Below are 13493 nucleotides of genomic sequence, written 5' to 3'. Positions count from 1 at the left end.
ATGTAATTGTAATATTTTTTATAAATTAGAAACATATGAGTTTTTAATGTAATTATAATTACATAATCGTTATAATTAATCATCCATTTTTCCAAGTAATTCATTCGTTCCAAATATCAAAAAGATAAAAAGTATGGATTTCATAGTAGTCAAAACTTTGAGCGTATACATGAACTTTTTAATACTGTTATAATTTTAGTTAACACAATAGTCTTTCAAATTTTTAATCTAGTTTAATAAAATCAATATTCCGTCAATAATATTGATAATACGATACTTTCTCCACTCCCCCTTGGAGAGATCCCTTGAATGGAGCAGTTAGCTTTTGCTAGCTGCTCTTTTTATTTGTCCGCACACTATGATGAAATACTCATAGATCACATCCATTTTTCATCACGTAACAGGAAACAGCGTATTTTTTAATCTATGTATTTTTCAACGAGTCTTTGTATGCAATGATTTTATTTTCAAGCATCTTCTCTGTAACTTCTAAGTTTTCTCTTTGAATCTGAATAGATTTCCTGTGATCTTCTAGGAGCTGTAAACGAGCTTCAGTTGTATGCTCCCCTTCTAAATATAATCTAGCGTATTCTCTTATTTTCGCTATTGGCATTTGCGTTTGTTTTAACTTCATTACAAACTGCAACCACTTTATATGTGATTCTTCATACAGTCGATTTCCATTTGTATCGCGATTTGCAATTAGTATGTTCTCTTTTTCATAATAACGTAATGTATGTGTGCTCACTCCTAATAATGTAGCTACCTCACTAATTGTGTACATACTCATACTCCCTCCACATGCCATTTGCTCTCATATATTTTGCGTTCTTATCAAATTTATAAAAAACATTTGACTTAGAGTATACTCTAACAAATACAATCTAACCATAAATGAATTTGAACTTAGGGGGATTTTATATGAAATATACTGTTATTACTGGTGCTAGTTCTGGAATTGGCTATGAATCGGCTTTAGCCTTTGCATCTCGTGGAAAAAATATAATACTTGTAGCTCGAAGAAAAGAAGAATTAGATGGATTACAATTGAAAATTAACGAAATGTATCCGGAGTTAGATGTTGTCATTCGAAGAACTGATTTATCCGTCACGGAAAATGTTTATAAACTTTATGAAAGTCTCCAAAGTTTCCAGATTGAAACGTGGATTAACAACGCAGGTTTTGGTAATTTTGCCTCAATCGCTGAACAAAATTTAAATAAAATAGAAACGATGTTGCATGTAAATATAGAAGCACTAACAATACTCTCTTCCCTTTTCGTTCGAGATTATTCAATGATTGATGGAACACAGCTTATTAACGTTTCATCAGGCGGTGGATATACGATTGTCGCTAATGCTGTTACGTATTGCGCTACGAAATTCTATGTAAGTGCATTTACAGAAGGATTATCTCACGAACTGAAAGAACAAGGTGCAAAATTACAAGCAAAAGTTTTAGCTCCTGGTGCAACTGAAACAGAGTTCGCGAAACGATCATTTGATGTTGATGAATTCCAATACGATAATGTTGTACCAAAATTCCACACTGCAAAACAAATGGCACAATTTATGCTCGACCTTTATGATAGCGATAAAGTTATAGGGCTTGTCGATGGTTCTACTTATAACTATGAGCTTAAAAATCCCATTTTTAATTTTGCAGTAAGAAAAACAAATTCAAATTCTTAACAACATCTCATTTCTGCCTAAAATATAGATACCCACTATTTCTTAAATAATAGTGGGCTTTTTTCTCTCTAAACATTTCACCCAACATACCTAATCATCGCCACTTCATCGCAATAATCAACTTTTGGACAATGCCTGCAATCAATCCACACTTTCTCTGGCAACACTTCCTTATTCACAAAATCAAACCCGCACTTTTGAAAAAATTCCGTTTCATATGTTAAAGAAATTACCCTGTTCACTTTTATCTTTGCCGCCTCATTCATAACATGATTCACTAACATACGCCCTATCCCTTTCCCTGCATATGTATGCGAAACTACTAAAGATCGTACTTCTGCAAGATCCTCTCCTAACACATGTAAGCCAGCAACTCCAACGACTTCCTCTCCTTCTTTCATAACATATAAACATTGCAAATATTGATAGAGAGACAAAAGAGAACGCGGTAAAACACCCCCCTCTTTTGCATAAACTTCAATGAGACTATAAATTTCTTTCACATCACTCGTAACCGCATTACAGATTTTCATATTATATCCCCTTGCCCCCAATATTAATATTTATAAACTTAAATGAATTTTAATACATAATTTTATATAATAATACATCTCTCTTTTCTCCTCGTCAATCACTTTATACAAACAAAAAACCAAGCAATCTAATCGATGCTCGGTTCCTCATTTCGTATCGGCAATACCGTCGAATATTTAATTTCACGCAGTGCTAAACTTGTCTGTATCCGTGTAATACCAAGCTTGTTCAACTTTCTAATAAACTGCTCCAGTTCTTTACGATCACGATTTGCAACTTTTAATAAATAATCATATTCCCCTGTTAAACAATGACATTCTAACACTTCAGGCATCGATTCTAATTCTCGTTCTAGCACTTCAAGCTTTTCATACTGATGAATATTTGTGCTCATAAAAATGAAGCATAGTAAATCAAAACCGAGCTTTTCTTGATTTAAAATTGCTACTTGCTTATCAATAAAACCTTCTCCATCTAACCTTTTTATTCTTGCATGCATCGCAGCTGGAGATAAATTAACACGGCGTGCAAGTTCTGCATTACTTACTTGTGATTCTTTCTGCAATATATCTAAAATTTGTACATCCAAATCATCTAACACTTTAATAACAGATGACTCCATTATAATTCCCCCTTTTTTCTTACCGATGATTATTCGAAAAAACATCCCTTAATTCAAATGAAACTGAATATTATTCTTTAATATACAAACGAAACGAAATATTTTATTGATTTTTAACCATTATACAAAAGAATATATTACACAATAAAGAAAAATGCTAAAATTATTTACAATTCGTATTGATTATAACAAAGGGGATTTTAATATGCCTTATTTTTATGTCTTTTTACTATTATTAACGAGCTTATTATGGGGAGGGAATTTTGTCGTTGGGAAATCTCTCGTCGATCATGCCTCGCCGATGACACTGACGAGTTTAAGATGGATCATTGCGATCGTTTGTTTATTACCTATGGTATGGTTTAAAGAAAAGAAAATCCTGCCACCGCGCGCTGCGATACTACCTTTAATACTGATGGGGGTTTCAGGAGTCGCTCTCTTTAACATCTTTCAATTTTTAGCATTAGAAAAAACATCCGCAACGAATGTGGGTCTCATCTCTACATTGAATGCAATTTCAATTGCACTATTTTCGGTATTATTTCTAAAAGAAAAAGTAAATACACTTCAAATATTATCCATGACCCTTTCATTCTTCGGGGTTATCCTCGTTCTATTAAAAGGTGATTTCTCACTTTTATTTTCACTACATTTTAATAGCGGAGATTTATGGATGATTGCGGCAGTTTGTATTTGGGGGATATATTCTGTGTGCAGTAAATGGGCAACAAAAACAACTACACCGCTAATGGCGACGTTATATTCTGGTATTTTCGGCATTATTTTATTATTGCCATTTAACATCGGGAACTTCACTGTTTCAAATATAAATACATCATTCATTACATCGCTTTTATATACAGGAATCATTTCAACAGTACTTTGTATGGTATTTTGGAACATTGGTGTACAAAAATTAGGAGCTACAACATCGGGAATTTTTCTAAACTTCAATCCGATTTTCACAGCTATTTTAGCATTCCTTTTTCTAGGAGAAGAATTAACATGGATACAAATTTTAGGTACAATTGTCGTCGTGACAGGATGTTATTTATTTTCTCATTTCAAAACAGTTGCTGTTCAGCCAACTAGAGCTTTACTGCGCAAACATTCTTAATCAAAAAAACATCGCCACCAAAGTGGCGATGTTTTTATTTACCTTTCATTTCTTTCACATACTTCTTTTCTTCTTCTGGCGATAAACGTTCTGTTGCCTTTCCAGTATCACCACCTTGAATTTCCCACAAAAAGTTATGCTCCTCAACCGTTTGTGAAAAATCCCCTTTCTCCCAGCGCTCCAAAGTAGCAAGTAACTTTGATTTATTTTTAAAATTTGTACTGCTTTCTACCGCTTCCTTCGCACTACGAATTTCCTTATTTGTCATTTCAATAAATCCCCATTTTTCAGAGGATTTCACTTTTTGATGTACCATCCTATGCATGGTAGAAATAATTTCATCTTCACTAGCTTGTTGCTTCTCTTCCTTTGCTTTCTTCCCTTGTTGCCCCGTTACATTTTGTGCTTTCAGACTCTTCTCCTCTTCTTCTATATAATTAAGAAGTTTCGTAACACCGAATACAGCTCCTATCGCAATTACAATCATTGTAATTGTCCCTATAATCCATTTTTTCATATTATGTATTCCCCATTCCCCTAATAATCACATAAACAAATGGAATCGCCTGCGCACAGCCGATTCCATTTGTTTCCTTATTCTATTTTAAACCTTCATCGCTTCTCGCACAATAAAACTATCCACATATTGCTTAAATTTTATAATTTTCCCATTTTCAAGCTGCCATATATGAACAAATTCTGCTTCAAACAATTTTCCCGTTTCTTTATAAACTCCTGAATAAACACCTTCAGCAATAATTACATCTTTTCCGTTTACTTCATGATACATATTTACACTCGCTGTATAATCATCCCATTCTGATCCTAAACGACTAAATACATTTTCCATTATATCCTCTGTACCTATATACGTTCCGCCGTACGGGAAACCTTTTGCCTCTGTCCATTCTATTTTTTCAGAGAGGGCTTCTGCTAAATGTCTTGCATTCGAAGAAGCTGATCCTTCATACGTACTTTGAATAATTTCTAAATTTGATTTAAGCATAGTAATTCCTCCCTCGTTTATTTATTCTTTACACAAGTTGTAACTACTTAAGTTACAACTTGTGTAAAAAAATATGCTAATTAACTTCATTCTTAACTTAGTCGTTGTAATCATTATAGTTACAATAAATATTTAAGTCAACAATTTATAAATAAAATTTACTTCGTTTTCATTACTTTCTCTTTTAAGAAACGATCTACATATCCTTCTGCTTTTACAACGAATAAATACGCACCCATTGATAATAATGCAAGATCTAATTCATATCCTGGATTCTTGCCATCTCCTAATAATCCTGCTGCTCCATTTACCTTTACGATAGCTCCAGCTAAAATAAGAGCGAATAACAATCCTACATATCGAACACCTAAACCGATAATTAATAATATACCACCAACTAATTCAACTGTCGCTATGCCATACGCAAGGCCACCTGGTAAACCGATACTTGTAAACCATCCTGCTACGTTATCTATACCTGATTGAAACTTTGCTAAACCGTGTGCAAAGAACGTAACTCCTAACACGATACGAATAATTAAATTCCCAATATATTGATTCATTTTGAACTCTCCTTTTTTGTTTTGTTATGGTGAACATTTATTCACAAGACAAAACAATACGGTATTTCGTTTCATTCGTCAAATGCTTTTTTTAAAGAAAACAAAAAACATTATCCGTTTTACGAATAATGTCTTTTATAAAATAGCGCTAATTCAAGCTTTTACTCAATCGCACAGAAAAAGTTGAAACTTTTTTCCAGCACCAATATAAGGCAATAACAGCACGTCCTCTTCCACAACCATTCCGACAACATTCACCTTCTCATCTGTAGGCAAATCATTTATAACAACTTGCATCTCCCCGGCATATCTACCGTACAATTCATTATCAATTGTGATACTGCCTTTCTTTCTTGCGATTGCATGCATCGGCTGTAAAATCACTTTATTTCCTTCCCTTGATTCTACTGAGCGAATGACATCACGTGCTGGGTCTAATCTATTTGTATGCACTTGCTCTACTACTTTTAATACTTCATTTTCATTTATAAATGACTCATATCGCAGCGGAATAATCCCTCTACTCACGCTCGCAATTTCTTGTACACTTTCTAAACTAGCACTTATATCTCCAATCAACACTTTATCGACATCACAATCTTGAACAAGTTCTAAAAACGCTTCAAGCGGGCGCATATTGCGGTGCTTTTCTAACGTTGGTAACCCTTCATATAATGGGCCACGTTTATCCTCATCTCCCGGAATAAATGCCATCGTTGTTATTCCACACGCATGTAAATATTGATTTTGCTTTTGTAAGAAGGACCTTGCTAGTCCTGTTTCTGGACGCGGATAAAAATTATGCCACGCTTCTACATTCTCTACCCGTATATTTTCCGCAAGTAACTCTTCCCAGAAAGATTCTGTAATCGTACTCGCATTTAAAGCTACTTTCATCTTATGAGATACACGCGCAATTTCCTTCGGCGCAATGCCATAATCCATTCGTAAACCAGTAATACCAAAGCCCAATAACACTTCCACATTTTCATACATTATTCCTAAATGATTTAACGACTTTGGAGATATATCCACCATTAATTCCATTTCATTTTCGAGAGCCTGTTTCCCTAATGTTTGAATTAACTCTTTATACGTATCTGGATCATCTTCCGGAATATGAAGTGATGTAAAAATAGATAAAAATCCGTTTTCCTTCGCTATTTTTAGCCACTCTTTTTGTTTGTCTGCTTGCCCTTTTGAAAGATAAATTGAAACTCCTATCATATGAATCTCCCTTTCTATGAATAGAAAAAGAAAAAGGAATCCCTTTCTCTATATGTTTTCTGCCATTTCTTCTTTAAATCCGAAGAAGTACGTGAAGATAAATCCGAAAGTATATGCAATGACTAAACCTAAGAAATATAGTAAATATTTATTATCAGCAATTAACGGGATTAAAGATAATCCTGATACGCCAATTCCGAGTGAAGCCGTTTTCATAACTGCTTGGAATGCACCACCGACAGCCGCTCCTAAACAAGCAGTAATAAAAGGTTTTCCAAGTGGTAATGTAACCCCGTATAATAACGGCTCACCAATCCCTAAAAACCCAACTGGCAATCCACCTTTAATTACGTTACGAAGTCGTTTATTTTTTGTTTTTACATAAATTGCAATCGCTGCGCCCACTTGACCGGCACCAGCCATTGCGAGTACTGGTAATAAAGGTGTTACGTGCGTTTGATTAATAAATTCCATATGAATCGGTGTTAAACCGTGGTGTAATCCGACCATAACGAGTGGTAAAAACGTTCCGGCTAGCACTGCTCCAGCAAATGCCCCACCAACATTTAAAATTGCGTTAATACCGCTCGTAATACCATCAGATAAAAATCCCGCTGCTGGCTGAATCGCTAACATCGTTACTATACTTACAGCTAATACAGTAATAAGCGGTGTTACAATAATATCTACTGCATTCGGCACTGCTTTTCGTACTCTTCTCTCAACTACTACCATAAGCCACGCTGCAAAAATAACTGCAAACAATCCGCCCCGCCCAGGTACCATTGCCTCACCAAATAATTTCACATTTGCCATCGCCGGATTGAAAATTAAAATACCCGCAATCGCCCCAAGAACTGGTGTCCCGCCAAATTCTTTCGCTGTATTCCAACCGACTAAAATCCCTAAAAATGTAAAGATACCGCCGCCAATGAGTAGTAACATTTGTAGCCATGTAGCATTCGGATCAGCACCAGCGTTTTTCGCAAAGTTAGCAACTCCGTTTATAATTCCTGATGCAACAAGACCAGGTATTAACGGAATAAAAATGTTACCTATTTTTCGTAAAAAGTTCTTCACTGGTGTATTATTTTTCTTCTTCATCTCTGATTTAATCTCTTGACCAATATCTTCAAGATGATGATCTGCAACCTCACCAATTCGTAATCCTGTTAAAACTTCCATTTCAGCTGCTACTTTATTTACAGTTCCTGGACCAACAACAACTTGAAGTGTTTCATCTTCAATGACGCCCATAACGCCTTCAACCTTTTTCAAAAGATCCATATTCACTTTACTTTCATCATGAAGCGTTAACCTCAGTCTCGTCATACAATGAGCAATGCCACGAATATTTTTTATTCCCCCAAGTTGCTCTGAAATTTCTTTGGCCATTCTCTCTTCTTTCTTCATAATAGAATCCCCCTCCCTATTCTTATCGTTTCACTTTATAATGCTTTCTTCACAAAGCCTTTCGCTTCTTTTAGTTTTTCTAGTGCTTCCCCATACTCACACTGTAGTAATACCATAACGATAGCAACTTTCACATTACGATTTGCTTTTTCGTAATACTCTGCCGCTACTTCATAACTAACTCCTGTTGCTTCCACAATAATTCGTTTTGATCGTTCTACTAACTTTTCATTCGTAGATTGAACATCTACCATTAAGTTTTTATATACTTTTCCTACACCAATCATTGACGCTGTTGAAATCATATTGAGCACTAATTTTTGCGCTGTACCAGCCTTCAAACGTGTTGAGCCTGTTAATATTTCTGCACCTGTCTCTACTTCTACATTGAGTTTTGCATACTTACTTATTTCAGCATTTTTATTACAAGAAATACTCGCCGTACTTGCTCCCACACTATGTGCGTATTTCAATCCGCCAATTACGTAAGGGGTTCTACCACTTGCCGCAATACCAATCACTGTATCTTTCTCGTTTAAGCCAATACTTTTCAAATCTTCTTCTGCTAATTCTTCGCGATCTTCGGCACCTTCCACCGCCTTAGTAAACGCTTTCAATCCACCTGCTATAAATCCTTGCACCATTTTATCATCTGTTCCAAATGTTGGTGGGCATTCAACCGCATCTAAAATACCTAAACGGCCACTCGTACCAGCCCCAATATAAATTAATCGGCCCTCTTCTTCAAAAGATTTAATAACAGTCTGTACGACCTTTTCAATGTGTTCTATTTCTTTTTCAACTGCTAACGCAACAGTTCGATCTTCTTCATTCATACTTTGTAACACTTCTTTTATACTCATCTCATCTAGATTCGTCGTTTTCTCATTACGGTGTTCTGTCGATAAATTTTCTAACATATTGCCACCCTCTTTGAAATTATATTTCACACTTTTATTATAACTTTAAGAAACTAAAAATCAATAACTCTTTCTTATTTTATGAAATAAAATTTCACAACATGACATATTTTTGTCAAAGATAATAAAGTGAAACTTTAATCAGCCCGACCCCCACCTAACTTTCTTTGCTTCCACTGAATTTTGAGGGAGGGGTCTTACTGCCCGGCAAATAGCGGGATAAAAAAAGATGAGTCCCCTCATCTTTTCTTCTACTTTAACTTCCGTAACCGCAAAGCTTCTTCTCGCGTCTCCATAAATTGATCCAGCACTTTATTGCCAATTCGATTAAAAGTAATCACATATAAAGCATCAATCATATTCAGTTGCGTCATTCTCGAAGCAATACTCGCAATACGATGATCTTGCTCTACATCCGGCATACAAAGGCGAATGTCCGCTTCTTTATATAAAGGTGATGATTGGTCAAGTTTTGTAATTCCGATAACAGTTGCACCTTGTCTCTTTGCATATTGCGCCATTTCAAGCACATCTTTCGTTCGCCCAGATGTTGAAATTGCCACAAATATATCGCCTTCTTTTAAATTCGTCACAAGCGGCAACATCATATGAAAATCAGATAGCATCATCGCTGTAAATCCGAGCCGTGTAAATTTATACGCCCCATCCATCGCCGGTGTCGCTGACCCACCTACGCCGTAAAATAAGATCTTATCCGCATTTACAATACGATCTGCAGCTTTCTCAAGTTCCTTCTTATCTATCGCCGTAACACTTGCCTCAATTGCAGCTTTATTCACATACGTAACTTTATTAAACAAATCGTACGGTCCATCTTCCTTATTCATTACTGAAAAATCGTTAATATTATAATCAGCAATCGTTAATTCACGAACAAGCGCTATCTTAAATGCTTTAAAGCTTCCAATACCGATTGTTTTACAAAAACGTACAACACTCGCCTCACTCGATCCCGCATTTGTAGACACTTCTTTTGTCGTTAAATTTGGAACAATCTCTGCGTTCTCCATTATGTACATGGCAACCTTCTTTTCAGCTGGTGAAAATTGATCCATATTATTTTCAATTTTAAATAGTAATGTTGAAGCTTTCACTATTTAACCTCCACTTCTTACGGTTGCGTATATTCTCTAATATCATTTGTATCATATAGATAAAAACCATCATTACCAGGTGGATGATGAACAATTACAGTTCGATCCCCTTTTTTATATGACGTTATTTCACCTTCAGATCTCTGTTTTTCCCATCCATATATCCAAATTGCAAAGTCAGGTACAAAAGCAGTGTACTTATAGTCTTTCGGTTTTCATCTTCTACATAGGAAGAAAAAATAGAAACTGGAAAATATTTCACTTTTTGATTCTTTCCATGCGGTAAATGGTATACATAGTGCAATAAGTATGATTACGCCTATAACCTTCCCCTTCGTAATCTTCAAACATCCCTCTCCTCGTCCACATCATATACATAGATTTTACCATAATTACAAACCACTCATGCTACATGCCCATTGCTTTTTGAAATAAAAAGAGCTTACCTACGTTAGATAAGCTCTTTCCCTCTATACAAAATACTTCTTTAAAAGTGGCGGCGTAATAATCGTTGTCAATATAACAACAATAACAATCGCTGTGAAATTTTCTTTCGCTAATAAATTCGCCGTCAGTCCATTTGCTGCGATAATCAGCGCTACTTCTCCGCGTGACACCATCCCTGCACCAATACTAATAGAAGATTGGAGGTTGAATCCTGTCAGTCTTGCTCCTAAACCTGATCCGATTAACTTTGTGAAAATCGCAACGAGCGTCATAATGATAATGAACCAAAGCTGACTCCCGATTCCTTGAAATGTAATTTCCATTCCGATACTTACGAAGAACACTGGTACAAATATCGCATAAGCAATCGGTTCAATTTTATGTTCCACTTCATGCTTATACTCCGTTTGAGAAATGGCAATTCCTGCTGCAAATGCTCCAATAATACCTGCAATTCCCATCATTTCACTGTAATACGAAAAAGAGAAACAAATAATAAGAGCCGCGCTAATTAAAGCTTCTGTTACGCGAAGCGGCACAAGCATTTTCATAATCCAAGGAACGACTTTCCATGCGATAAAAACAATACTTACAAAGAAAACAATTTTCTTTACAATGACAAGTGTTATATTCACATCTTGCGTTCCTAAGAAGCTCATAACAAACGCTAATAAAATAACGACAATTACATCATCAAATACGGCAGCACCTAAAATCGTTGTACTTTCTCTCGTATTCATCTTCCCTAAATCTCTTAGCGTTTGCACTGTAATACTAACCGATGTTGCACAAAGTAATAATCCTAAAAAAATGGCGTGAGATTGCATTAATCCAAACAACAGTCCTGTCACATATCCACCGATGAAAGGAAAAATAATTCCACCAGCCGCTACTGCAAACGACGATTTCAAATTCCGATTTAACTCTTCTAAATCTGTTTCAAGTCCCGCCATAAACATAAGTAGCAAAACACCAATTTCACTAAGCTCATCAATAAGTTCTGAACTATTAATAATACCTAGCACCGCAGGACCGATAATAATACCAACAAGTAATTTACCAAGTACAGAAGGCTGACCGAGTCTAACGCTAATATCACCAGCTAATTTCGTACAAAGTAAAATGACGACAAGTTCAAAATAAAATAACATAGCATCTTCTCCTACTATATAATATAAATCTATTTGTTAACCCGCATCCATTTCCGCACATAGTTTCCCCTATTCATCCGCATTTTATTTGTTAAAGTTTTATTTGACAAAATATTCTGAATTATAATAAAGTTAATCCAGAAACTTTAAAAAACTACATACCATAACTGTACCTCCATTTACTTACGTACTCTTTTCTAATGGGCTCATACTATATTCGCAGTTATGGAAATGAAAAACGGGGGGAGAGTCCAAAATGAAGTCATTATTACGAAAAAAAGCGCTCAGTACTGAATCACCAAAGCAACTAGATAGAACATTAACTGCACTCGATTTAACGTTTTTAGGAATCGGCGCCGTAATTGGGACAGGGATCTTTGTATTAACGGGTATTGTTGCAGCAAAACATTCTGGTCCTGGTATTATGCTATCATTTCTTATCGCTGCATTTACTTGTGCTTGTGTAGCCTTTTGTTATGCTGAATTTGCTTCTTCTATACCTGTCTCAGGAAGTGTGTATACTTACGCATATATGACAGTCGGAGAAGTCGTCGCCTTCATCGTCGGATGGTGTTTAATGCTTGAATATTTACTTGCCGTTGCAGCTGTAGCTGTTGGGTGGTCTGGTTATTTACAATCTTTACTACAAGGATTTAACATACACCTTCCCGCCATAATCGCCTCGGCCCCCGGTGTTGGAAAAGGTGGTATCATCGATTTACCAGCTGTCTGTATTTTACTTCTTATTACTGGCCTTTTAAGTTTTGGTATACGTGAAAGTGCACGCATTAATAATATTATGGTTCTTATTAAACTAGCTGTTATCATTGCCTTTATCGTTGCAGGCGCAAAATATGTAAAGCCTGAAAATTGGACACCGTTCATTCCATTCGGATACGACGGTATTATTACTGGAGCTGCCACTGTATTCTTCGCCTTTTTAGGGTTTGATGCAATCGCAACCGCTGCAGAAGAAACGAAAAAACCACAGCGTGATTTACCAATTGGCATTATCGGTTCCCTTCTTATTTGTACTGTTTTATACATGATTGTATCTTTCGTTTTAACAGGCATGGTTCCTTATACACAATTAGATGTTTCTGATCCAGTTGCATTTGCATTGCATTTCGTTGGTGAAGATACAATTGCAGGATTACTCGCTGTTGGTGCGATGACTGGAATGACAACCGTTCTCTTAGTCGTTATGTATGGACAAGTTCGTGTTTCATATGCGATGAGCCGCGACGGTTTACTTCCAAAAGCGTTAGCACGCGTAAATAAAAAAGTGAAAATCCCTTTATTAAATACGTGGATTACTGGCGTTGTTGCCGCTTTATTAGCGGGACTTTTAGACCTACATTTACTCGCGAATTTAGTAAACATCGGTACGTTAACAGCTTTCACATTCGTTTGCTGTGCTGTACTTATTTTACGAAAAACACATCCTGACTTAAAACGCGGATTCCGTACTCCATTCGTACCTGTACTACCAGTTGTCGCAATCCTTTGCTGTTTATATTTAATGATCAATTTGTCTAAAACGACATGGATTAGCTTTGCAGTTTGGCTTATAGTCGGCTTATGCTTCTATTTCTTCTACTCTAGAAAGCATAGTCATTTAGCTACTGAAAAAACAAATGATGAGACGAAAGAAGCATAATAAAATAGCTCGCCAATGAAACGGCG

Annotated in this window: 14 protein-coding genes and 1 pseudogene; 3 read left to right on the top strand and 12 right to left on the bottom strand. The window is 35.9% G+C overall.

Annotated elements, in window-relative coordinates; translation table 11 throughout:
* Positions 1-424 precede the first annotated feature (424 nt).
* Positions 425-784: a MerR family transcriptional regulator gene (locus JDS98_RS22860; protein ID WP_000288079.1), complete on the bottom strand. Its 360-nt coding sequence runs from the start codon at positions 782-784 to the stop codon at positions 425-427.
* Between the two features lie 137 nt (positions 785-921).
* On the opposite strand from JDS98_RS22860, the gene JDS98_RS22855 reads away from it, so the two are divergent.
* Positions 922-1692 (top strand): SDR family NAD(P)-dependent oxidoreductase, encoded by a 771-nt coding sequence (locus JDS98_RS22855; RefSeq protein ID WP_199634346.1) that lies wholly within the window; start codon positions 922-924, stop codon positions 1690-1692.
* A 77-nt stretch (positions 1693-1769) separates the two neighbouring features.
* Here JDS98_RS22855 and JDS98_RS22850 read toward each other — a convergent pair whose 3' ends face one another.
* Both JDS98_RS22850 and JDS98_RS22845 read right to left on the bottom strand, forming a co-directional pair.
* Positions 1770-2225 carry an N-acetyltransferase gene (locus JDS98_RS22850; RefSeq protein ID WP_098184456.1) on the bottom strand — a complete coding sequence of 152 codons (456 nt, stop codon included), beginning with the start codon at positions 2223-2225 and terminating at the stop codon, positions 1770-1772.
* Between the two features lie 128 nt (positions 2226-2353).
* Positions 2354-2848 (bottom strand): Lrp/AsnC family transcriptional regulator, encoded by a 495-nt coding sequence (locus JDS98_RS22845; protein WP_000446110.1) that lies wholly within the window; start codon positions 2846-2848, stop codon positions 2354-2356.
* A gap of 205 nt (positions 2849-3053) precedes the next feature.
* Here JDS98_RS22845 and JDS98_RS22840 point away from each other — a divergent pair, with 205 nt between their 5' ends.
* Entirely contained in the window at positions 3054-3965 is a 912-nt protein-coding gene (locus tag JDS98_RS22840) for a DMT family transporter (protein ID WP_098911307.1), read from the top strand.
* 34 nt (positions 3966-3999) lie between these two features.
* Here JDS98_RS22840 and JDS98_RS22835 read toward each other — a convergent pair whose 3' ends face one another.
* From JDS98_RS22835 to JDS98_RS22795, 9 genes and pseudogenes are all read right to left on the bottom strand, one after another.
* Complete coding sequence (locus JDS98_RS22835; protein WP_000758760.1) at positions 4000-4482, bottom strand: PRK06770 family protein; 483 nt, start codon at positions 4480-4482, stop codon at positions 4000-4002.
* A gap of 87 nt (positions 4483-4569) precedes the next feature.
* A complete protein-coding gene (locus JDS98_RS22830; RefSeq protein WP_097957713.1) occupies positions 4570-4971 on the bottom strand; it encodes a nuclear transport factor 2 family protein in 402 nt (133 codons plus the stop codon).
* A gap of 158 nt (positions 4972-5129) precedes the next feature.
* On the bottom strand, positions 5130-5534 hold the full coding sequence (locus JDS98_RS22825) for a DoxX family protein (RefSeq protein WP_001077742.1): 405 nt from the start codon (positions 5532-5534) through the stop codon (positions 5130-5132).
* A 165-nt stretch (positions 5535-5699) separates the two neighbouring features.
* A complete protein-coding gene (locus JDS98_RS22820; protein WP_097957712.1) occupies positions 5700-6761 on the bottom strand; it encodes a DUF871 domain-containing protein in 1062 nt (353 codons plus the stop codon).
* 48 nt (positions 6762-6809) lie between these two features.
* Positions 6810-8174 carry a PTS transporter subunit EIIC gene (locus JDS98_RS22815; protein ID WP_000711285.1) on the bottom strand — a complete coding sequence of 455 codons (1365 nt, stop codon included), beginning with the start codon at positions 8172-8174 and terminating at the stop codon, positions 6810-6812.
* 35 nt (positions 8175-8209) lie between these two features.
* Complete coding sequence (gene murQ / locus JDS98_RS22810; RefSeq protein WP_000892376.1) at positions 8210-9094, bottom strand: N-acetylmuramic acid 6-phosphate etherase; 885 nt, start codon at positions 9092-9094, stop codon at positions 8210-8212.
* Positions 9095-9345: 251 nt separating this feature from the next.
* Positions 9346-10209 carry a MurR/RpiR family transcriptional regulator gene (locus JDS98_RS22805; protein ID WP_000648150.1) on the bottom strand — a complete coding sequence of 288 codons (864 nt, stop codon included), beginning with the start codon at positions 10207-10209 and terminating at the stop codon, positions 9346-9348.
* Positions 10210-10226: 17 nt separating this feature from the next.
* Positions 10227-10556: pseudogene (locus JDS98_RS22800) on the bottom strand (outer surface protein).
* A gap of 123 nt (positions 10557-10679) precedes the next feature.
* Positions 10680-11807: a cation:proton antiporter gene (locus tag JDS98_RS22795; protein ID WP_000899812.1), complete on the bottom strand. Its 1128-nt coding sequence runs from the start codon at positions 11805-11807 to the stop codon at positions 10680-10682.
* Between the two features lie 256 nt (positions 11808-12063).
* Between JDS98_RS22795 and JDS98_RS22790 the strand changes: the two genes are divergently transcribed.
* A complete protein-coding gene (locus tag JDS98_RS22790) occupies positions 12064-13467 on the top strand; it encodes a branched-chain amino acid transporter BcaP (protein ID WP_000838706.1) in 1404 nt (467 codons plus the stop codon).
* The last annotated feature ends 26 nt before the right edge of the window (positions 13468-13493 follow it).

Source organism: Bacillus cereus group sp. N11, from assembly GCF_016483605.1.
Taxonomy (GTDB): domain Bacteria; phylum Bacillota; class Bacilli; order Bacillales; family Bacillaceae_G; genus Bacillus_A; species Bacillus_A toyonensis.
Note: the sequence above shows the minus strand (reverse complement) of the source record. Positions and strands in the feature narration are given on the sequence as shown.